This is a genomic window from Bacillus sp. EB V-12 (assembly GCF_056158125.1).
In genome coordinates this window covers 164,364-185,076 of record NZ_JBUXJL010000001.1, presented here as the reverse complement: position 1 = coordinate 185,076, position 20,713 = coordinate 164,364, and the positions used below count along the sequence as shown (strand labels likewise).

General features: G+C 35.9%; 22 protein-coding genes. 6 read left to right on the top strand and 16 right to left on the bottom strand.

Going from position 1 to position 20,713, the window contains the following annotated elements; genetic code table 11:
- Window positions 1–21: 21 nt before the first annotated feature.
- The 5 genes from ACZDYH_RS00980 to ACZDYH_RS00960 form a co-directional block, all read right to left on the bottom strand.
- Window positions 22–660 carry a TetR/AcrR family transcriptional regulator gene (locus ACZDYH_RS00980; protein ID WP_001233008.1) on the bottom strand — a complete coding sequence of 213 codons (639 nt, stop codon included), beginning with the start codon at window positions 658–660 and terminating at the stop codon, window positions 22–24.
- A 321-nt stretch (window positions 661–981) separates the two neighbouring features.
- A complete protein-coding gene (locus tag ACZDYH_RS00975; RefSeq protein ID WP_000919610.1) occupies window positions 982–1,644 on the bottom strand; it encodes a type 1 glutamine amidotransferase domain-containing protein in 663 nt (220 codons plus the stop codon).
- A gap of 106 nt (window positions 1,645–1,750) precedes the next feature.
- A complete protein-coding gene (gerE, locus tag ACZDYH_RS00970; protein ID WP_000659484.1) occupies window positions 1,751–1,975 on the bottom strand; it encodes a spore germination transcription factor GerE in 225 nt (74 codons plus the stop codon).
- 165 nt (window positions 1,976–2,140) lie between these two features.
- Complete coding sequence (locus ACZDYH_RS00965) at window positions 2,141–3,436, bottom strand: purine/pyrimidine permease (RefSeq protein WP_166694765.1); 1,296 nt, start codon at window positions 3,434–3,436, stop codon at window positions 2,141–2,143.
- Between the two features lie 97 nt (window positions 3,437–3,533).
- Window positions 3,534–4,775 (bottom strand): amidohydrolase family protein, encoded by a 1,242-nt coding sequence (locus tag ACZDYH_RS00960; RefSeq protein ID WP_000219564.1) that lies wholly within the window; start codon window positions 4,773–4,775, stop codon window positions 3,534–3,536.
- Window positions 4,776–4,958: 183 nt separating this feature from the next.
- On the opposite strand from ACZDYH_RS00960, the gene ACZDYH_RS00955 reads away from it, so the two are divergent.
- Complete coding sequence (locus tag ACZDYH_RS00955) at window positions 4,959–5,144, top strand: PspC domain-containing protein (RefSeq protein ID WP_000038411.1); 186 nt, start codon at window positions 4,959–4,961, stop codon at window positions 5,142–5,144.
- Window positions 5,145–5,205: 61 nt separating this feature from the next.
- On the opposite strand, the gene ACZDYH_RS00950 is transcribed toward ACZDYH_RS00955, so the two are convergent.
- On the bottom strand, window positions 5,206–5,778 hold the full coding sequence (locus ACZDYH_RS00950) for a helix-turn-helix domain-containing protein (RefSeq protein WP_000661924.1): 573 nt from the start codon (window positions 5,776–5,778) through the stop codon (window positions 5,206–5,208).
- A 100-nt stretch (window positions 5,779–5,878) separates the two neighbouring features.
- On the opposite strand from ACZDYH_RS00950, the gene ACZDYH_RS00945 reads away from it, so the two are divergent.
- Both ACZDYH_RS00945 and ACZDYH_RS00940 read left to right on the top strand, forming a co-directional pair.
- Complete coding sequence (locus tag ACZDYH_RS00945) at window positions 5,879–6,844, top strand: DMT family transporter (protein WP_001201624.1); 966 nt, start codon at window positions 5,879–5,881, stop codon at window positions 6,842–6,844.
- 143 nt (window positions 6,845–6,987) lie between these two features.
- On the top strand, window positions 6,988–7,653 hold the full coding sequence (locus tag ACZDYH_RS00940) for an aquaporin (RefSeq protein WP_000913213.1): 666 nt from the start codon (window positions 6,988–6,990) through the stop codon (window positions 7,651–7,653).
- A 60-nt stretch (window positions 7,654–7,713) separates the two neighbouring features.
- Here the strand turns inward: ACZDYH_RS00940 and ACZDYH_RS00935 are convergent, their stop codons facing one another.
- From ACZDYH_RS00935 to ACZDYH_RS00925, 3 genes are all read right to left on the bottom strand, one after another.
- Window positions 7,714–8,145 carry an Rrf2 family transcriptional regulator gene (locus ACZDYH_RS00935; protein WP_000512998.1) on the bottom strand — a complete coding sequence of 144 codons (432 nt, stop codon included), beginning with the start codon at window positions 8,143–8,145 and terminating at the stop codon, window positions 7,714–7,716.
- Between the two features lie 118 nt (window positions 8,146–8,263).
- Window positions 8,264–9,490: an ABC transporter permease gene (locus tag ACZDYH_RS00930; RefSeq protein WP_001224980.1), complete on the bottom strand. Its 1,227-nt coding sequence runs from the start codon at window positions 9,488–9,490 to the stop codon at window positions 8,264–8,266.
- Window positions 9,491–9,492: 2 nt separating this feature from the next.
- Complete coding sequence (locus tag ACZDYH_RS00925) at window positions 9,493–10,377, bottom strand: ABC transporter ATP-binding protein (protein WP_000058117.1); 885 nt, start codon at window positions 10,375–10,377, stop codon at window positions 9,493–9,495.
- Window positions 10,378–10,719: 342 nt separating this feature from the next.
- Between ACZDYH_RS00925 and ACZDYH_RS00920 the strand changes: the two genes are divergently transcribed.
- Window positions 10,720–11,547, top strand: coding sequence for a 5'-nucleotidase, lipoprotein e(P4) family (locus tag ACZDYH_RS00920; protein WP_000782767.1), 828 nt, complete (start codon window positions 10,720–10,722; stop codon window positions 11,545–11,547).
- Window positions 11,548–11,573: 26 nt separating this feature from the next.
- Here ACZDYH_RS00920 and motB read toward each other — a convergent pair whose 3' ends face one another.
- Window positions 11,574–12,362, bottom strand: coding sequence for a flagellar motor protein MotB (motB, locus tag ACZDYH_RS00915; protein WP_001256734.1), 789 nt, complete (start codon window positions 12,360–12,362; stop codon window positions 11,574–11,576).
- On the bottom strand, window positions 12,352–13,146 hold the full coding sequence (motA, locus tag ACZDYH_RS00910; RefSeq protein WP_000344853.1) for a flagellar motor stator protein MotA: 795 nt from the start codon (window positions 13,144–13,146) through the stop codon (window positions 12,352–12,354). Before motA ends, motB begins: the two co-directional genes overlap by 11 nt.
- Before the next feature lie 266 nt (window positions 13,147–13,412).
- Here motA and ACZDYH_RS00905 point away from each other — a divergent pair, with 266 nt between their 5' ends.
- Window positions 13,413–14,192: a M15 family metallopeptidase gene (locus ACZDYH_RS00905; protein WP_088362145.1), complete on the top strand. Its 780-nt coding sequence runs from the start codon at window positions 13,413–13,415 to the stop codon at window positions 14,190–14,192.
- A gap of 36 nt (window positions 14,193–14,228) precedes the next feature.
- On the opposite strand, the gene ACZDYH_RS00900 is transcribed toward ACZDYH_RS00905, so the two are convergent.
- From ACZDYH_RS00900 to sdhC, 4 genes are all read right to left on the bottom strand, one after another.
- Window positions 14,229–14,675, bottom strand: a complete 447-nt coding sequence (locus ACZDYH_RS00900) for an acyl-CoA thioesterase (RefSeq protein WP_000822734.1) — start codon at window positions 14,673–14,675, stop codon at window positions 14,229–14,231.
- A 92-nt stretch (window positions 14,676–14,767) separates the two neighbouring features.
- Window positions 14,768–15,529, bottom strand: a complete 762-nt coding sequence (sdhB, locus tag ACZDYH_RS00895; protein WP_001291827.1) for a succinate dehydrogenase iron-sulfur subunit — start codon at window positions 15,527–15,529, stop codon at window positions 14,768–14,770.
- Window positions 15,522–17,315 carry a succinate dehydrogenase flavoprotein subunit gene (gene sdhA / locus ACZDYH_RS00890; RefSeq protein WP_000676750.1) on the bottom strand — a complete coding sequence of 598 codons (1,794 nt, stop codon included), beginning with the start codon at window positions 17,313–17,315 and terminating at the stop codon, window positions 15,522–15,524. The genes sdhB and sdhA overlap by 8 nt, the downstream gene beginning before the upstream one ends.
- Window positions 17,316–17,328: 13 nt before the next feature.
- On the bottom strand, window positions 17,329–17,955 hold the full coding sequence (sdhC, locus tag ACZDYH_RS00885; protein WP_000678354.1) for a succinate dehydrogenase cytochrome B558: 627 nt from the start codon (window positions 17,953–17,955) through the stop codon (window positions 17,329–17,331).
- 300 nt (window positions 17,956–18,255) lie between these two features.
- On the opposite strand from sdhC, the gene ACZDYH_RS00880 reads away from it, so the two are divergent.
- Complete coding sequence (locus tag ACZDYH_RS00880) at window positions 18,256–18,705, top strand: YslB family protein (protein WP_000042226.1); 450 nt, start codon at window positions 18,256–18,258, stop codon at window positions 18,703–18,705.
- 115 nt (window positions 18,706–18,820) lie between these two features.
- On the opposite strand, the gene uvrC is transcribed toward ACZDYH_RS00880, so the two are convergent.
- Window positions 18,821–20,605, bottom strand: a complete 1,785-nt coding sequence (gene uvrC, locus ACZDYH_RS00875) for an excinuclease ABC subunit C (protein WP_025690695.1) — start codon at window positions 20,603–20,605, stop codon at window positions 18,821–18,823.
- Window positions 20,606–20,713 lie beyond the last annotated feature (108 nt).

The following is a 20,713-nucleotide window of genomic DNA, read 5'->3' as shown; positions in this document are numbered from 1 at the left end:
TATTAAGGGAGATCTGCTTTTTTACGAAATCATTTGCAAAATAGCAATAACTTCTTTTTCAATTTCAGAATCATCAATTGCTTCTATATACTCTGGTTTAAAAAGTTGATACTTCTTTAATTGATAAAAATCAAGTATCGCTTTCTTTAACGTAATATCGTACTGAATACAAAAAGAATGATCTATAATACGTCTTAACATCACATCATCTTGTACCATAAATAATTGTGCATTCATTTTATTAAAATAACCTTGTTCCATACCCGCTTCAAAAAACATTTGCAAATTATGATTACGATTTTGTTGGGCAGCGACTAATTGATCCGACAAATGCGGATATGCTTCTTTCAAATCTTGCAAAAAAACATCCGAAATATATGTCACACATTTTAAAGAATGGATAAACGTCTTTTGGAAACGTTCTGTAAATGACATACTTTCATCTTGATTATCCGCATCACCTTCGAGTAGATAGTTCATGAAATCCTCTACTACCACCTCAATAATTTCATCTTTCGAAGAAAAACGTTTATATAAAGTAGCTTTACTAATATCCATATATTTCGCAATTTCATCTATTTTCAATTGGCTAAAACTTGTCTTTCTAATAATGGGCTTTATTTTATTAATATAAGTATTTGCACATGCGACTTTTCTCATTTAAAAGAGCCTCCCCTTTTGTCCATACAAAATAGTATAGCAAATTCACGAATGATTATAAATGAAGTTATTATACTCATTATGCCTTTTTAGTTTATTACATTTTCATATACTATACATAAAAAACTATAATCAATTATTACCAACTGGACGGTTACAAACCAATTTTGAGGCGGGAATTTTAGAATAAAGTGAAACTTTAATCAGTGGGAGTTTTGTTCATCCCCCACTGATTATTAGCCCTCACCAATCGCGGTCCTACTACCTGGAAAATAGAGGGATAAAAATACCCACTACCTTTGTTAGTAGCGGGTACTTTTTCTATAATTTATTTACAGCCCTTTTTATAGCCTTACCTATTTCCACGCTAGACTGTGGATTTTGTCCTGTAATTAAATGACCATCTACTACTACATGCGGCGTAAAATTGGGGGCTACATAAAACAAAGCTCCTTCTTCTTTCAACTTACTTTCTAGCAAAAACGGAACGCGCTTTTCTAAATGTACAGCTCTTTCTTCATCGTTTGTATAACCTGTTATACGCTTACCCGCAACAAAAAACGAGCCATCCTTATTTTTCACACCGACTAAAGAGCTTACTCCGTGACAAACAGCCGCTACAATCCGGTTATTGTTATACATATTCTCAATCAAATTTGCTACATATGGATTACCTGGAAAATCTACAATCGCCCCGTGCCCACCACCAAATAAAACCGCATCATAATCCGAAAAATGAACATTTGAAATCGGCCTCGTATTTTGCAATAAAGAAGCTACATGCTTGAATTCGCGAGGTATACCATTCGGAATAGACACTCTATCTATAGGTACTCTCCCGCCTTTTATTGACACAATATCAACATCAAACTTAGCCTTTTTTAATACATGATAAGGAGCTGCGAGCTCTTCAAGCCACAAACCAGTCGGGTGTCCATTCATATCATGAGCACTTGTTGAAACTAACAGTATCCTTTTCAACATATCCCCTCCTTATTACCTATTTATGTATGAAACGTTTTTATCATTCATATAGCAAGTGAAGCAAACAAAAAAATAGCCGACTTTTATATAAAAGTCGGCTGCTTTCTTATAATTCGAGCTCTCCCATACGAAGAAGCTCCACAACTGCTTGTGAACGTCCTTTAACCCCTAGCTTTTGCATTGCGTTTGAGATGTGGTTGCGAACTGTCTTTTCACTTATAAAAAGTTCACCTGCAATTTCCTTCGTTGTTTTATCTTGAACCAGCAATTCAAATACTTCTCTCTCTCTCTTTGTGAGTAAAGGTTTAGATTGATACGCTTTTTCCTTCAACTGGTATAACCCTCCTTGCTTAAGCCAGAGCTGTGTATGTGTAAGTTGGGTGTTTATTTAGTCAAGATATTGTATGAACGAAATGTGCAGGTGGTGAATGAAAATGGGCTTTATTTCCTATGTTATTTTAGACTTTTATACAGTGCGTACACTCTTTTTATCCACTTACTTTCCAACGCGCCATATTTGTTCTAGCAATATACTTACAACCGTACCTACGAATAAACCATTACCGAATATATATTGCATAACAGACGGCAAGGATTGGAGTACTCCAGACGGTAAAAACATAACGCCGCTGCCAAATAATACTGCAACGCCTAAAATCGTCACATTCCTTTCACTCATCGGCACTTGTTTTATATTATTAAATCCAATTCCAATTAACTGTACGAACGAAGCCATTAAAACAGCCGATGCGACAGCTGATGGTAAAGATGCTAAGTAACGAATAATACTTGGAAAAAGAGACATTACGACTAGTAACGCACATGCCATTAAGAACGATCGTATATACTTTTGTTTTGTTAAACGTATAAATCCTGCCGTTGCTGGTAACGGAACGACACCTACAGTTGAAAATACAGAAGAGATGATATGCGAAATCCCTCCAACCCATGTTCCATCTTTCAACTGTTTTTGTTCAATAGTCGCTTTATGAATAGTTGCTTGATTAATTGCTATAATAGCTGCCACCGTATTCGAAACTAAAATACATACCATAACAAAACTTGATACAGCCATACCTGTATTCCATTTTGGAAGTCCCCAAGCAAATATATGTGGAAGTTGCACAAAATGAGTTACTTGAGATGGGATTGTCAATTTTCCTGCAATGAGAAAAATAACCCACCCACTAATTAATCCTATTAAAACTGCATAACTTTTGACAAAGCCTTGTCCAAAATTAGATAGTATAATAACGAACAGAAATATACTAAACGCGATCATTGCTGTAAATCCGTCGATTTGAGAAATAGTAGCTGTAATTCCTAACATTCCTTTTAAAAATACACCACTTAATTGTAAACATAATAAAAGTAAAAACGTCCCTGTCACAAGCGGCGTAAATAAAAATAAAATACGTCCTATAAAACCAGTTACTCCTAATCCTATTAGAATAACACCGGAGATTATCATTCCTAATTCTAAAATTTGCAGTGTACTATGTAATTGATCTTGTCCGGCCGTTGCATAAGCAAGTACGGTAAATACACCAACCCAAGATCCAGCCGGCCCATCCGCAATTGGCAGTCTATGCCCAAGCCATCCTTGTAAAAAAGAAGATATACCAACTACAAAAAACGTACGCTGCATTAAATAAAATATTTCTTCCGTCGTAAGATGAAATAATCCGCCAACGACAATTGGTAGTGCGATTGAATTTGCTAATAAAAATATAAACCATTGCAAAGTTCCCATAATATGATTTTGGTTATGTTGATTGTCCAATTTTTTCATCCCTTCTAGCTTTCCTATAAAAATATATTGTAAGAATAAAAAAGAAGAGTTCTATACTCACCATTAGAACCCTCCTCAAAATATTTAAACGATTCTTCTACACAAGATTATTTAATTCCACCTCATTTAAACTTCCAACAACAATATTTCCTTTATACACGACTAAACGTTTTTCTGTTTGACGTGCTACTGCTTCAGCAGCGCATGTCGCATTCGTCAAAACAAAGCTCGCTTCATCCCCTACATTCGGCCATACTCGTTTCCCTTCCTTATTTAACGTTTCTTTTCCTCCTGTAATAAAGCGGAGTGCTTTTCCTAAAGACCTTTCGTCACTCCACCCAAAACGCTCTGCTAATCGATTCGCCTTTTGAAGCATATCACCTGTTCCAAACGGTGACCAATGATCTGTAATGCTATCATTGCCTAATGAAACCTTAACACCTTTTTTATCTAATAACGGAATTGGGATTACTTGTTTACCAATTGGCACTGTTGAAGTAATATCAATATTTACATTTGCGAGTCTTTCTGCCACTTCTTCAGCCTCTTTATCAGTAACACCACCAAGTCCAAGTGCATGACTAATCGTTACACGGCCTTGCCATCCTGCTTCTTCTGTTAAACTTGCCAATCTCTTCATCGTAAACGTTCCAAGATTATTCGCATCGTGCAAATGAATATCAACATCCGCATTAAATTCGACTGCGATATCCATAATTGTATGTAATGACTTTTCAATGTCATTATCCACTGTAGCTGGATCTACTCCTCCGACTAGATGAGCACCCATACGCATCGCATCTTTCACGAGTTGCACAGAATTACTGCGCAATAATCCATGTTGCGGAAACGCAACAATTCTACTAGATACTCGATTTTTATATGTTTCTAATGCCGCTAACGTCGCCTCCAAATTACCAAGCCCAATAATTGGATCAACATTACAATGCGTTCTAATATTCGTTGCACCATTTTGCAGTAGTAACTCTAGCATATTTTCAGCTCTATTTTGGGCAGTCGCTAATTGCTTTGGTAAAATTTTTTCTTCTTCATTAAAACGTGTAAAAATACTTTCTGCTGGCATACAAGCTTTCCATGGGCCACTATAATATGTTTTATCAATGTGAATGTGCATCTCTTTGAAAGCTGGCAACATTAATAAGTTCTTAGCATCAAAAGTTACTATATCTTCCTCTTGAACAATCCCTTTTATAATTTTTTTAATTCGACCATCTTCAATAAGTAAACTGCATAATTCTGTTTCTGTTTGTGAAATTCTCTCTTCTTCATATGTATATCCTGATTCAAGCATTACGTTAGTCAACCAATATACTGTCATCTCTATTTCCCCACCCTTTATTAAAAATCACCTCATAACTACAAGTTTAATATCCACTGAAAATTAAGACAATTAATACGATCCCTTCTCGCAAAAAAATGTAATACAACCCCATAGTCTTCTCATAAATTTCCATATAGAATAAAAGTATGCAATTTGATATAAAAAGGAGTTGATTGGAATATGTCAAAAAAGTTATGTAAATCCGAAACTGATAAAATGCTATTTGGTATATGTGGTGGTTTAGGAGAATATTTTGATATTAGCTCTACTCTTATTCGTATCATTTGGGTTATTGCTGTTTTATGTTTTGGGACAGGATTTTTAGTTTATTTCATTTGTTTATTACTTATGCCACGTTCGTACTAACGGCATTATTTCACATACTTAAGAAGAGCAAATCACCTATAGAATCCTATAGGTGATTTTTTCATGAAGAATATTTCATCGTTAAATGTAATACCGCCACTTCTTCTTCTTCATTTTTATAAATATGCTTCTTATTCGCTTCAAATTGAATGGAATCAAACTCATTTAATTCGTATACATCATTCTCCACTTGAATAGACACTTTCCCTTTCATTACCGTTACAAGCTCAATCGCACCTTCATGATGAGCTTCTGGCTCATATATACTATTTGATCGTAAACAAGCACGGTGCATTTCCATCCCTGTTTCTTTCGTATAACGGAACATCGTTTCTAAATGCCACGCTTGTCCTTCATCTACTGCAAATCCTTCTCCACAGCGTGCAACAGCTACAGGTTCTCCAACAACCATTAATCTGGATAAAGGAATTGATAACCCTTTCGTTATTTTCCAAATGACAGCTAGTGTCGGATTTGTTTCCCCTCTTTCGATCTTTCCTAATGTTAATTTACTAACTCCTGTTTTATGGGCTAATTCTTCTAAACTTAATTTCTGTTCATTTCGAATTTGTCTCAATAACTGTCCAACTTGTTGAATGACTTCTTTCGTTTGCATATCTTCATTTTCTTTCATATATAAAACCACCTCAAAGTATAAAATAGTTTACTTTTAATAATTAAAAGTATATCATACTATACATAATTATTTATTTTCGAAAGGAGTGCTATACTTCATGCGCGCAATTTTATTAGGTCTTTTATCATCGGCCTTTTTTTCTGCAACCTTTATTATTAATAGAGCAATGAATGTATCTGGAACGAGCTGGGCTTGGACAGCTTCCTTCCGTTTTTTATTTGCTCTTCCTATTTTATTCCTTATCGTTTTATTTCGCAAAAACTTTAGGGAATTATGGGAAGAGTTAAAAAAACATCCATTGGCATGGATCGGATGGGGTTCTGTTGCCGGTATTGGTTTTTATTCTTTATTAAGTTTCGCAGCTGTCTTTTCTCCAGCTTGGCTCGTTGCTGGAACTTGGCAAGTTACGATTTTAGCCGGTTTACTACTATCACCACTATTTTTCGTGAAAATAGAAACAAAATCAGGTACGAAACTTGTACGCGGAAAAATTCCACTTCGTAGCTTATATGTTGCATTATTTATTTTACTTGGTGTAATTTGTATGCAAGCAACTGCCGCAGGCCATATTACAATGACTCAGTTCATTTCAGGTTTTTTACCTGTCGTATTAGCCGCTTTCTTATATCCGTTCGGTAACCGAAAAATGATGGAGCTTGTTGGTGGACGCCTTGATACGTTCCAACGTGTATTAGGAATGGCAATTGGAAGTCTTCCTATAACAATCTTGCTTGGTATATACGGATTTTCTACTACTGGCATTCCAACATCCAACCAAATGCTTCAAGGATTTTTGTTAGCGTTATGTTCCGGCGTTATTGCAACGATGACATTTTTCTTTGCTACTGACTTAGCAAAAGATAACCTCGCTCTACTTGGAGCTGTTGAAGCAACACAAGCTGGAACGATGGTCTTTACCGTACTTGGAGAAATCATTTTCTTAAATGGTTCACTCCCTGAAGGACTTTCTCTCATCGGAATGATTATTATCATGTTAGGAATGGTTGCAAATAGTATTTTAAACCGTTCTGTTCCAGTCGTTAAACAGAAAAAATCGGCATAAAAAAAGGGTATGGTTCTATAGAGATGAACCATACTCTTTTTTATTGTCCCCCTATTTCGCCTTATCAGAATAGTATTTCATTGGCTGTTTATACTAAAACTTATGTTATAATACGTTTCATGCGCATCAATAGGAGGTAAATTATGTTAAAAAAAGCAATCGCTGAATTTATTGGTACATTTGTACTTGTATTATTCGGAACTGGAGTAGCTGTCACTGGCGGCGGAATTGAAGGAATTGGAACATTAGGAATCGCTATGGCTTTCGGTCTATCTATTGTAGCTATGGCATATAGCATCGGAACAATTTCTGGATGTCACATTAACCCAGCAGTATCAGTAGCTATGTTCATCAACAAACGAATGAACGCTATGGAACTTTGTTATTATGTATTAGCTCAAATTTTAGGTGGTTTATTAGGAACTGCAACGTTAGTAACAATTTTAAAATCTGCTAAAACACCTTTAGATAATTTAGGACAAAATGGTTTCGGAACTCTTGGTTTATCTGGAGCATTTTTAGTTGAGTTCATTTTAACTTTCGTATTTATTTTAGTTATCGTTGCTGTAACAGGTAAAAAAGGAAGTTCTTCTTTAGCTGGACTAGTAATTGGTTTCACATTAGTTTTAATTCACTTATTAGGAATTCCGTTAACTGGAACATCTGTTAACCCAGCTCGTAGTATCGCACCAGCTTTATTTGTTGGTGGAGAAGCACTTTCTCAACTATGGGTATTCATCGTAGCACCAATTCTTGGTGGTATCTTTGCAGCTATCGTAGGTAAATTCATTTTAAATACTGAAAAATAGAATTTTCAATATTTCTGAATAAAAAAATGCGAGCCCTCATTATGAGGAAGCTCGCTTTTTTTATTCTTTCATTTTAGACTTTAAATTTGTAACTAATTGATCTACCGTTACATTTGCAAGTACGTTTTCCATCGCTTCTTGCGCTTGCATTAAAATAATTTCTAATACTGATTGAATATTAGCTCCTACTGGACATTCAATGTTGGGATTTTCATGGAAGGAAAATAGTTGTCCTTCTTCTACAACTTCCACTGCTTTATATACATCAAGTAATGTAATTTCTTCTAAATCTCGAGCAAGTGTCGTACCACCTTTACCAGCTTGTACATCAACAAGCCCTGCTCTCTTCAACATTCCTGTAATGCGACGAATCACAACTGGATTTGTATTCACACTACCGGCAATCCATTCAGAGGTACAGCGAGAGTTTCGATCTATCGCAAGTAATGTCAGCATATGAACACCTACTGTAAAACGACTACTAATCCCCATCTGCACACCCTCCTTTTTATTCATTCTATTAAAAGACGACTCTTATTATTATATACTATTTTTAATTTATACATAAAGAAAAAGCATGATTTCAATAGGAAATCATGCTTTTCTCTCATTATTGACGCTTTATAAATTTCGCTAAATCTTTAAATTTCACTTTATCTGAGTAATTCATTACGCCGTTTACGTAAATGCGGCTTGTAACAGCATTTAATACCGCAATTGTCGCCAATAAGACTGCTAATGTTATCGTAATTTCTAGCATACCTGCTTCACCAGCTACAATACGTGAGAAGGTAACCATCGGTGTAAAAAATGGAACGTAAGAACTTACAACAACGATAGTACTATTCGGATCACTTAATGATTTAATACTAATAAAGAATGCAGCCATAATTAAAATCATTACCGGGAAAGATACAGCTTGTAAATCCTCCGTCTTAGACACGACAGCTCCAGCAGCAGCATACATCATCGCATAAAGTAAATATCCCGTAATGAAATAAACAAGAAACATGCTGATAACCTTTGCATCTAATTTCGTAAAGTCAATTGGAATACCAAATAGTGAGGCACTTTCTAAATCGACCCAGCCTAACAAATATGGAATAAGATAACCACACGCCAATATGACAAGTTGCAATAACGCCGTTGAAACAACCGCTAAAATTTTCGCATACATCATCGTAAGAGGCTTCACTTTCGGAAGCATTACTTCCATTACACGTGACGCCTTTTCAGATGCAATATTCATTGCGATTGTATTTCCGAACGCTACAATAAACATATATAAAGCAAATGTAAAGAAATAGGCAATTCCGAAAGAAGATGTACGATCTTTTATCGCTTCTTGCTTTACTTGAATTTCTGTTTGTAATTGCTGTGCAATTTCTGGTGAAACATTATTTTTGGCAATCGTCACCATCGTATATTGTTGCTTTAAATATCCTGCCATAATTGCAGAAGTTGCTTGGCTTGGAAATCCATTATACATATATGTAATCGATGGAGCCCCACCCTTTTCCGTCACATGGAATAGACCATCTAAATCGCCTTCTTCTACTTGCTTATGCAGTTTATCAAAATCATCCTTTGAACCAATTGTTATTTTTGCTGATGGCAATAGCTTATTTAGCTCATCTTTTTGTACTTTATATGTGGAACTCTCTACTACAACTGCAATTTTATCTTTATCCTTATTTTTATCATCGCCTGAAGTAAAATGATTAAATGCAAAAATCCCAAACACAACTAAAAATAAAATCGCACTCGTAATTAATGATTTCTTAGATAAAAACGCTTCCCTAAAATAAAATGAAAATACGTGAGAAAATTTACGCATCGTTATTTCGCCCTCTCTACAAAGATTTCGTTTAACGTCGGCTCTAACATTTTGAATTGTCGTAAGCTAACACCTTGCTCTTGCAACTGTTGCAAAATCTTGAGAGCTTCCGCATCGTCCTGTACTTTCACATAAAGAAGGCCTTGTTGTTTTTCATACGATACATGTATAGCTTCTAATCCCTTTTCATTCTCTACTGTATCTTCAATCGTTAAATTACGGAAACCGTATTCTTTCTTAATATCACTTAGCTGTCCTTTTACGACTGCTTCACCTTTTTTCAAAATACATACATGTTGGCAAAAAGCCTCTACTTGTTCCATACGATGACTTGATAAAATAATCGTCTTTCCGCTCTGTACTTGTTCTTCAATAATACTAGCTAGCATCCCAGCATTAACTGGATCAAGGCCGCTGAATGGTTCATCTAAAATGAGAAGTTCCGGATTATGAAGAAGAGCAGCAATTAATTGTATTTTTTGCTGATTCCCTTTTGAAAGCTCTCCAGCCGTTTTAAATTTATATTCTGGTATCGCTAAACGCTCTAACCAGTGATCAATAGCGTGATCCACTTCTTTCTTCGACATTCCTTCTAATCTACCAAAATATCGCAGCTGATCTATTACTCTACTTTTTGTATATAAACCTCTTTCTTCTGGTAAATACCCAATTGTTACACCACTATTTCCAAATGCTTTTCCATCCCATGTAATCGAACCTTCATTAGGCGTTAATAATCCGAGAAGCATTTTGATTGTTGTTGTTTTCCCTGCACCATTTCGTCCAAGTAACCCTAGTACTTCACCTTTTGGTAACGAAATTTGCAAACCGTTAACTGCTTTTGATTCCCCAAATTGTTTCGTTAAGTTTTGAATTTGTAAACTCAAGTATAAAGCCTCCCCTTTAGTATCATTCGTACTCTCTTTCAAAGACTATGTTTATTCAAGACAAAATATAGCACCACGCTTCATTCTCTTATATGTAAACATCGTCATGAATCCATCATTTGTTCTATTTAGTTAAAATTGTAAATAAAAAAGTTCTTTTTGTCAATTATAATTGTCATTACGACAATAAAACTTGTCAAAACAACTATTATTATTTTGCTCATCTTTCTAATATAGGACATACTACTATATATACAAAAGACAATATGCAAATGTTCATATAAAAATATTATATTTTAATATATAATATAAAATGATTTTCTAACATCAAGGAGGATACATATGAAGATGAAGAGGGGCATTACCACTTTATTATCTGTAGCGGTTCTATCTACATCACTTGTAGCATGTTCAGGAACACCAGAGAAAACAGTGGCGAAAGAAGAGAAAGTAAAATTAACAGAACAACAATTAATGGCTGATTTATGGTATCAAACAGCCGGTGAAACGAAAGCACTTTACTACCAAGGGTACAACATTGGTCAATTAAAGCTTGATGCAATTCTTGCAAAAGGGACAGAGAAAAAACCTGCTATCGTGCTTGATTTAGACGAAACTGTTTTAGATAACAGTCCTCATCAGGCAATGAGCGTAAAAACAGGCAAAGGCTATCCTTACAAATGGGATGATTGGATTAACAAAGCTGAAGCTGAAGCCCTTCCAGGCGCAATTGATTTCTTAAAATATACAGAGTCTAAAGGTGTAGATATTTACTACATCTCAAATCGTAAAACGAATCAACTAGATGCAACAATTAAAAATCTTGAGCGTGTAGGTGCTCCTCAAGCAACGAAAGAACATATATTACTACAAGATCCGAAAGAAAAAGGAAAAGAAAAACGCCGTGAACTCGTTTCTCAAACCCATGATATTGTCTTATTCTTCGGTGATAACTTATCTGATTTCACAGGTTTTGATGGAAAATCTGTAAAAGATCGTAACCAAACAGTAGCAGATTCAAAAGCACAATTTGGTGAGAAATTCATTATTTTCCCGAATCCAATGTATGGCGATTGGGAAGGCGCTTTATATGATTATGATTTCAAAAAATCAGATGCAGAAAAAGATAAAATCCGTCGCGACAACTTAAAATCATTTGATGTAAAATAAAAGAGGATGGCATTCGCCATCCTCTTTTATTTTACTTTCTCTGTTAAAGGCAAGATAAATACTTCCACACGTCTATTCTTTGCCTTTCCTTCTTGTGTATCGTTTGGAGCAATTGAACGGTATTCTCCGTATCCAATCGCACTAAATTTTTCTGGTTGTAATTCTTTATTTTGCAGTAATACTTGCATAAAATTAACTGCCCGCTGCGTACTTAATTCCCAATTCGACGCAAACTGCGCATTGGCAATAGGGACATTATCCGTATGACCCGATACTGTAATTTCACGAGGTGACGCTGAAACAAGTAAGCTAGACATCTCTTTTGCAATCCCTAAAGATTCTAATTTCACATCTGCTTTCCCCGAATCAAACAGTATATTTTCTAATATTGTCACCATTAATCCCTTTTCAGTTAATTTAGTTTGAAAAGAAGAAGATAATTGTTTTTCATTAATATATTGATCAATCTTTTTTTGTAATGCTTTCAATTCATCCATCTCTTTTTTTTCTTTAGCTCTAGCTTCTTCTTGTTTTTTTGCTTGTTCTGCCTCAAGGCTACTTGCTGATAATTCTTTTTCATCATTTGGCTTTTGATCACTTAAAAATTCTTTGTTACCTGTTCCCCCAGCTAATTCACTTCGAAAAGCAACTGCCATCTGTTTAAACTTCGCAGCATCTATACTACTCATTGCGAATAAAACGATAAACAATGCAAATAACAACGTTAACATATCAGAATATGGGATTAACCACGTTTCATCGATATGCTCATCATGTTTTTTCTTTTTGCCTCTTCTATTTTTCTTACTCCGCATTTTTTTCTGCTCCTTTTTCTAGCTTTTTACGCTCAGTTGCAGAAAGTGCACCTAAAATGCGGTTCTTCATAATAAACGGATATGTACCTTCTTGTAACATTAATAAACAATCAATGATTAAACGTTTTTTCTCAATTTCAGCTGAAGATTTTTGCTTTAACTTATTTGCAAATGGATGCCATAATACGTAACCTGAAAAAATACCAAAAATCGTTGCAATAAACGCACCAGAAATAGCATGACCTAACTTTTCAATATCAGTTAAGTTACCAAGCGCAGCTACAAGACCGATAACAGCACCTAAAACTCCTAATGTCGGTGCATACGTACCAGCTTGTGAAAAAATAGCAGCTCCCTTTGCATGTCTTTCTTCAATTGCCTCTAATTCAGATTCCAAAATCTGCTCTAAATCTTCTGCGGATACGCCATCAATCACAAATTTCATACCGCGCAAAAGAAATTCATCTTGAATTTTGTCTAATTGTTGCTCTAAAGACAAAATACCGTATTTTCTACTTTCAGATGTCCAATGAACAAATAATTCTAGCAACTGTTCATAACTTAAATCCTTTTTATTTGAACCAAAAAGAACTTTAAATAGTTTTGGAACCCTTTTTAGTTGATTCATCGGAAATGCAATACATACTGCAGCAAATGTACCGATAAAAATAATTAATGCTGCGGCAGGATTTAATAAGGCTGTTATGTCAGCGCCCTTGACGACCATCCCTACTACCACTGCTACAAATCCTAAAATAAGTCCAATAATTGTTGCAAAATCCATTCCCATTCACTCCTAGTCTATACAAGAAGTTCTTTATTCTCGATAATCGCTACATCTTCTTATGTATATATATTACATAAAAAATGCAAATCATGAAAGATAAGAAATGAATTATATAAAAAAATACTACAAATTCACACATTTTCTGACATTTTCTTTGCATTTCTATTACGTTATGACTCTTATATTCCTTTTCCAACAAACTAGATTTATAATAAAAAAACAATACACATTTTATGAAGAAGGGACTGTGATTACAAGGCATCATGAAAAAGATAATAATTATTTCTGCCACTACTATTGTAATCGGGATCACATCTTTCGCTTACTTTGGTTCTAAAACACCACTACATAATGAAGCAAAAGCTGTCGAAAGTCAAAAGCATAATAACCATAAAAAAGAAGAGATTCCTGCTTTTCCAAAAGCTGATCATAATGCAAAGAAAATAGACAATGACTTTTCAGTTGTAACAAATCCAAAATCTAATCTTGTCTTAATTAATAAACATCGAAAACTACCAGATGGATACATTCCTGAAGACTTAACGAGACCAAATGTACCATTTATTAGTCCAAAAGATAAAGAAAAAACATTGCTGCGCAAAGATGCTGCCGAGGCACTTGAAAACATGTTCAAAGCTGCGAAAAAAGAAGGGCTTGATCTTACAGCTGTATCTGGTTATCGTTCATACAAACGCCAAAAATCGTTGCATGATACATACGTTAGACGTCAAGGAAAAGCCGAAGCTAATTCGGTAAGCGCAATTCCTGGTACAAGTGAACACCAAACGGGTTTAGCAATGGATATTAGTTCAAAATCAGCTAAATTTCAATTAGAGCCTATCTTCGGAGAGACAGCAGAAGGAAAATGGGTCGCGGAACATGCTCATGAATTCGGTCTTGTCATTCGTTACTTAGAAGATAAAACAGATACAACAGAATATGCCTATGAACCATGGCACTTACGCTACGTTGGTAATCCATACGCTACATACCTATATAAACATCACTTAACATTAGAAGAAGCGATGGAAGACAAAAAATAAGAGAGCAAATTGCTCTCTTATTTTTCTTTCACTCTATTATTGTAGTAATTTCTTCTTCCATTCTTCAGGCCATGGTTCGCCTCTTCCTGTTTTTTTCGAAGCTTGAACCATCATTCCACGACCTACTAAACAAACCTCTCCTGCTGCATTCTTCACCATATAATGTAAATCTAAAGAAGAATTCCCGACCGATCCTGCCTTTACATACACCTTCAGCTGTTCATCAAAATATATTTGCTTAATAAAATTACATTGTAAATCCGCAACAACGATCATCGTTTCTGATGATGCATGTGTCCACTCTTGCATAAATCCAAGTTCTTTAAACAACGCAATACGAGCTTCTTCAAAATAAGTAAAAGCAACGACATTATTTACATGTCCAAACATATCTACTTCACCAAAACGAACCTTTACAGGGTTGTAAAACGAAAAACCACTTTCCCATTGCTCAAAGTCTTCAATATAAGAAATCCTCTTCATTGTTATCTCTCCTTTTCACCTTGAAATAAACAGAATAAACAGAAAAATGCAGTTATAAATATTGCCTCTTCGATATGAAGAGGCAATATTTATTAATAGTTATTATCGCTACCAAAGAAATCTTTGAACGATTGAATTGTTGTATCACGGTTTAATGCCGCAATTGAAGTTGTTAAAGGAATACCCTTCGGACATGATTGCACACAGTTTTGAGAGTTACCACAGTTTGCTAGTCCTCCATCTCCCATAATTGCACGTAAGCGATCTGCTTTATGCATTTCACCCGTTGGATGTGAGTTGAATAAGCGAGCTTGTGATAACGGTGCTGGTCCAATAAAGTCAGACTTACTGTTTACGTTTGGACATGATTCTAAGCAAACACCACATGTCATACATTTTGAAAGCTCATAAGCCCATTGACGCTTTTTCTCAGGCATTCTTGGTCCTGGACCTAGGTCATACGTACCATCAATTGGAATCCACGCTTTAACGCGTTTTAGAGCATTAAACATGCGACTACGATCAACTTGTAAGTCACGTACAACCGGGAATGTCTTCATCGGTTTTAAGCGAATTGGTTGCTCTAATTGATCAATAAGTGCCGTACATGATTGACGTGGTTTTCCGTTAATCACCATCGAACATGCACCACATACTTCCTCTAAGCAGTTCATATCCCATGCAATCGGAGTTGTTTGGTTCCCTTTTGAATCAACAGGATTACGACGGATTTCCATAAGTGCTGAGATAATATTCATATTCGGACGATATGGAATTTCAAACTCTTGGTCAAACGCTTGCGCATCTGGCCCGTCTTGTCTCGTAATGATGAGGCGGATTGTTTTCTCAGACATGTTGTTTATCCCCCTTCTCTTCACCCTTAGCAGCTACATCGTGTTTTGAAGAATAATCACGTTTACGCGGTTTAATTAACGAAATATCAACGTCCTCGTAATGGAATGCTGGTGCATTTCCTTCTCCCTCAAATTTTGCCATCGTAGTTTTTAAGAAGTTTGCATCATCACGATTTGGGAATTCAGGTTTGTAATGCGCCCCACGGCTCTCATTACGGTTATATGCGCCAATTGTAATAACACGTGCTAACTCAAACATATTTGCAAGTTGGCGTGTAAATGAAGCACCTTGGTTACTCCATCTTGCTGTATCGTTAATGTTAATACGTTTGTAACGAGCCATTAATTCTTCAATTTTCGCATCTGTTTCTAATAATTTTTTATTTTCACGAACTACTGTAACGTTATCTGTCATCCATTCTCCAAGCTCTTTATGAAGAACATACGCATTTTCGTTACCATCCATCGTTAAAATATTGTTAAATTTCTCTGTTTCGATTAATTCATTTTGCTCATATACAGTAGATGAAACAGCATCAGATGATTTAGAAAGACCTTTCATATACTCAATTGCGTTTGGTCCTGCTACCATACCACCATAAATTGCTGATAATAGTGAGTTCGCACCAAGACGGTTACCACCGTGCATAGAATAATCACACTCACCTGCTGCAAATAAACCTGGAATATTTGTCATCTGTTTATAATCAACCCATAGTCCGCCCATTGAATAGTGAACAGCTGGGAAGATTTTCATCGGTAGTTTACGAGGATCATCCCCTGTAAATTTCTCATAGATTTCAATAATTCCACCTAGTTTAATATCTAGTTCTTTTGGATCTTTATGAGAAAGATCTAAGTACACCATGTTTTCACCGTTAATACCTAGTTTTTGCTCTACGCAAACATCAAAGATTTCACGCGTTGCGATGTCACGAGGTACAAGGTTTCCGTAAGCCGGATATTTTTCTTCTAAGAAGTACCATGGTTTACCATCTTTATATGTCCAAACACGTCCACCTTCACCACGTGCAGATTCACTCATAAGACGTAATTTATCGTCTCCAGGAATTGCCGTTGGGTGAATTTGAATGAACTCACCGTTTGCATAATATGCGCCTTGTTGATATACAGCAGAAGCTGCTGTACCTGTATTGATAATGGAGTTTGTTGATTTTCCGAAAATGATACCAGGGCCCCCTGTTGCCATAATCACGGCATCTGCTCCGAAACTTCTAATCTCCATAGTTTGTAAGTCTTGTGCAACGATTCCTCGGCACACACCTTCATCATCAACAACAGCTCGTAAGAAATCCCAACCTTCATATTTCGTTACAAGTCCTGCTACTTCGTGACGACGTACTTGCTCATCTAATGCGTAAAGTAATTGCTGTCCAGTTGTTGCACCAGCAAATGCTGTACGGTGATGTTGCGTTCCACCAAATCGACGGAAATCAAGAAGTCCTTCTTCCGTACGGTTGAACATAACACCCATACGGTCCATTAAATGAATGATACCAGGTGCTGCTTCACACATTGCTTTAACTGGTGGTTGGTTCGCTAAGAAGTCCCCACCATAAATTGTATCGTCAAAGTGGATCCATGGAGAATCCCCTTCACCTTTCGTATTTACGGCACCGTTAATTCCGCCCTGAGCACATACAGAATGTGAACGTTTTACTGGTACTAAAGAAAACAGTTCAACATTTACTCCTGCTTCTGCCGCTTTAATCGTTGCCATTAAGCCAGCCAAGCCACCGCCGACTACTATAAGTTTCCCTTTCATGCTCTCCCACTCCTTACTGGTTTGCTAGCTGTGGATCGATGAACGCTAATAATGCACTCACACCTACATAAGATAAACCTAAGAAAATAGCTAATGTTACATAAGTAGAGATTCTTTGTGAACGTGGAGATACTGTAATTCCCCAGCTGATGCAGAATGTCCATAGTCCATTTGCAAAGTGGAAAATTGTTGAAACAACACCAACTAAGTAGAATGCAAACATAGCTGGATTGTTTAAAATATCTGCCATCATATCATAGTTTACCTCTTTACCTAACATTGCTTGAATACGAGTTTCCCAGACGTGCCAAGAAATGAAGATCAGCGTAACGATACCTGAAATTCTTTGGAAGACGAACATCCAGTTACGGAAATAACCGTAAGAAACCGCATTGTTCTTAGCTGTAAATGCAATATATAAGCCATATATAGCATGGTACAGTATCGGTAAAAAGATGATGAAAATTTCTAGCGCATACCGGAATGGAAGGAGCTCCATAAAGCCTGCAGCTTTGTTAAAAGCCTCTGCTCCTCGTGTTGCAAAGTTGTTTACAATTAAATGTTGCGTCAAAAAGACACCAACCGGGATGACCCCCATTAATGAGTGCCACTTACGAAACGTATACTCGCGGCCTTTCATGTCCCCATTACCCCCCTTGAATGTTTGACTGCTGTTTTCAGATTAGTTTATGACAATAATGTTTTTTCACTATTGGCATAAGAAAAACTGAAAAAATTATTCGAAATATTTCAGCATAATTTGATACCAAGTTCATTTTACTCCTATTTTTGTCGAAGCGTCAAGAAAACGTATACATAATTTGCATATAATTTGCCAATTCTTTTTTTCTTCTTATATATTCAGATTTTCCTAAAGAAAAATCTGTTTTTATAAATGTGAAATGTTATATAATAATCCCTATAGAAAGAGGGGAATATTGTGAGTAAAAATACAATCGATACAACATCTTTAGAAGATGTTTCATTGAACGCCTTCGCTTATGAATTGCTACGTGAAGAATTACTACCTGATTTAATCGGCAACGATTTAGATGGTATTTTATACTGGTCTGGTAGAAACCTTGCAAGAAAATATCCGCTAGAAACAATTGAAGAAGTCATTCAATTCTTTGAAAAGGCTGGCTGGGGCACTTTAAGCATTGTTGAACATAAGCGTCGTGAAATGCAGTTCCAACTTAAAGGCACACTCATCGCAGAACGTCAAAAACAAAAACGACATTCTTCTTATCAACTAGAAGCCGGATTCATCGCTGAACAAATTCAAAAGCAACGGAACGTCGTTGCAGAGTCATACGAAGAAAAGAAAAAACGTTCTGACTCTATTACATTTCTTGTAAAATGGGATATAAAAGATCTCATTGAAGTGTAAGCATTACCTACAGTCAACTAGACATATCAGTTTAGTTGACTTTTTTGTATTTTCATTCAGATGAGTTTATTTTAAATCTTCAGAAATTATACCAAAAAACAGAAGACGTTGTAAACTACAACGTCTTCTTATCTGTTAAATACGTATAAATCGTCTCCGCGACATTTTTCGGCATACCCGCTTCGACAAATTCCTCTATAGAAGCTTCTTTCATCTTCTTTAATGAACCAAAATGTTTTAACAATACCTTTTTCCGTTTATCACCGATTCCTGGAATATCATCCAATGCTGATTGAATGACAGATTTCCCATGTAATTGACGATGGAATGTAATCGCAAATCGATGCACCTCATCTTGAATACGCTGCAATAAATAAAATTCTTGGCTATTTCTCTCAAGCATCACAGGTTCTGGTGGATCCCCAATAATTAAATGAGAGGTTTTATGTTTATCATCTTTTACAAGACCTGCCATCGGAATATATAATCCGAGCTCATTCTCTAAAATATCACTTGCAGCCGCTAGATGGCCTTTTCCTCCATCAATAATAATCAAATCAGGTAAAGGTGAATTTTCTTTAAGTGCCCTTGTATAACGGCGCCTCACAACTTCTCTCATAGACTCATAATCATCTGGCCCTTGAACCGTTTTAATTTTATATTTTCGATACTCTTTCTTCGCCGGTTTCCCATCAATAAAAGCAATCATTGCAGAAACGGGATTTGTTCCTTGAATATTTGAGTTATCAAACGCTTCAATACGATACGGCGTTTCAATCCCAAGCTGCTTCCCTAAATGATCTACCGCTTTAATCGTTCGTTCTTCATCACGTTCAATTAAGTAAAACTTCTCTTCAAGAGCAATCTTCGCATTTTTACTTGCCAATTCTACAAGGTCTTTTTTCTTACCACGTTTCGGCTGCGTCGCTTCCACTTCTAAAAAGCGCTCTACTAATTCCGAGTCTATACTTCCTGGAACGACAATTTCCTTCGGCTTAAAATGACTACTGTTTTCATAAAATTGGCCGATAAACGTTAAAAAACCCTCTTCTGGTTCATCGTAAATTGGAAACATAGAAACATCACGTTCAATTAGCTTTCCTTTTCGAACGAAGAAAACTTGAACACACATCCATCCTTTATCCACTGCATATCCAAACACATCACGATCCACTAAGTCACTCATAATCATCTTTTGTTTTTCCATAATCGCATCAATATGAGCAATTTGATCACGCAACTCTTTTGCACGTTCAAACTCTAGTTTCTCTGAGGCCTCATACATTTTTATTTCTAGTTCTGAACGAACTTCTTTATGTCCACCATTTAAAAACTTAATAATTTCATCTACAATTTCTTTATTTTGTTCTTCCGTCACTTCTTTCACACAAGGCGCTAAACATTGACCCATATGATAATACAAACACACTTTATCTGGCATATTCGTGCATTTCCGAAGTGGATACATACGATCTAGCAATTTTTTCGTTTCATGAGCAGATTGTGCATTTGGATAAGGACCAAAATATTTCCCTTTATCCTTTTTTACGTTTCGAGTAATGAGTAAGCGCGGTTGCTTCTCCGCCGTAATTTTAATAAAAGGATATGTTTTATCATCTTTTAATTGAATATTATATTTCGGATCATATTTTTTAATTAGATTTAACTCTAAAATAAGTGCTTCTAAATTCGAAGAGGTTACAATATATTCAAAATCAACAATTTCTCCTACAAGCCGCAGTGTTTTCCCATCATGTGAACCAGTAAAGTACGAGCGCACACGATTTTTAAGCACTTTTGCCTTTCCGACATATATAACCGTTCCTTGCTTATCTTTCATCAAATAACAACCAGGTTGATCTGGTAAAATAGCCAACTTCTCTTTCAAATGTTCGTGCACTCGTCTCCCTCCATTTCTACATACTTAGCATTTTTATTTTCCCTTGAAAACATACTATGCCCAAACACCCAACATACGTTCTTTTATTGTAACGGAAAGACTGTAAAA

Bases quoted from the DNA above. Each gene is read 5' to 3' on its own strand.
- ACZDYH_RS00980 (WP_001233008.1), bottom strand. From the start codon at position 660: ATGAGAAAAGTCGCATGTGCAAATACTTATATTAATAAAATAAAGCCC.
- ACZDYH_RS00975 (WP_000919610.1), bottom strand. From the start codon at position 1,644: ATGTTGAAAAGGATACTGTTAGTTTCAACAAGTGCTCATGATATGAAT.
- ACZDYH_RS00965 (WP_166694765.1), bottom strand. From the start codon at position 3,436: ATGAAAAAATTGGACAATCAACATAACCAAAATCATATTATGGGAACT.
- ACZDYH_RS00960 (WP_000219564.1), bottom strand. From the start codon at position 4,775: ATGACAGTATATTGGTTGACTAACGTAATGCTTGAATCAGGATATACA.
- ACZDYH_RS00955 (WP_000038411.1), top strand. From the start codon at position 4,959: ATGTCAAAAAAGTTATGTAAATCCGAAACTGATAAAATGCTATTTGGT.
- ACZDYH_RS00950 (WP_000661924.1), bottom strand. From the start codon at position 5,778: ATGAAAGAAAATGAAGATATGCAAACGAAAGAAGTCATTCAACAAGTT.
- ACZDYH_RS00945 (WP_001201624.1), top strand. From the start codon at position 5,879: ATGCGCGCAATTTTATTAGGTCTTTTATCATCGGCCTTTTTTTCTGCA.
- ACZDYH_RS00940 (WP_000913213.1), top strand. From the start codon at position 6,988: ATGTTAAAAAAAGCAATCGCTGAATTTATTGGTACATTTGTACTTGTA.
- ACZDYH_RS00935 (WP_000512998.1), bottom strand. From the start codon at position 8,145: ATGGGGATTAGTAGTCGTTTTACAGTAGGTGTTCATATGCTGACATTA.
- ACZDYH_RS00930 (WP_001224980.1), bottom strand. From the start codon at position 9,490: ATGCGTAAATTTTCTCACGTATTTTCATTTTATTTTAGGGAAGCGTTT.
- ACZDYH_RS00920 (WP_000782767.1), top strand. From the start codon at position 10,720: ATGAAGATGAAGAGGGGCATTACCACTTTATTATCTGTAGCGGTTCTA.
- motB (WP_001256734.1), bottom strand. From the start codon at position 12,362: ATGCGGAGTAAGAAAAATAGAAGAGGCAAAAAGAAAAAACATGATGAG.
- motA (WP_000344853.1), bottom strand. From the start codon at position 13,146: ATGGATTTTGCAACAATTATTGGACTTATTTTAGGATTTGTAGCAGTG.
- ACZDYH_RS00905 (WP_088362145.1), top strand. From the start codon at position 13,413: ATGAAAAAGATAATAATTATTTCTGCCACTACTATTGTAATCGGGATC.
- ACZDYH_RS00900 (WP_000822734.1), bottom strand. From the start codon at position 14,675: ATGAAGAGGATTTCTTATATTGAAGACTTTGAGCAATGGGAAAGTGGT.
- sdhB (WP_001291827.1), bottom strand. From the start codon at position 15,529: ATGTCTGAGAAAACAATCCGCCTCATCATTACGAGACAAGACGGGCCA.
- sdhA (WP_000676750.1), bottom strand. From the start codon at position 17,315: ATGAAAGGGAAACTTATAGTAGTCGGCGGTGGCTTGGCTGGCTTAATG.
- sdhC (WP_000678354.1), bottom strand. From the start codon at position 17,955: ATGAAAGGCCGCGAGTATACGTTTCGTAAGTGGCACTCATTAATGGGG.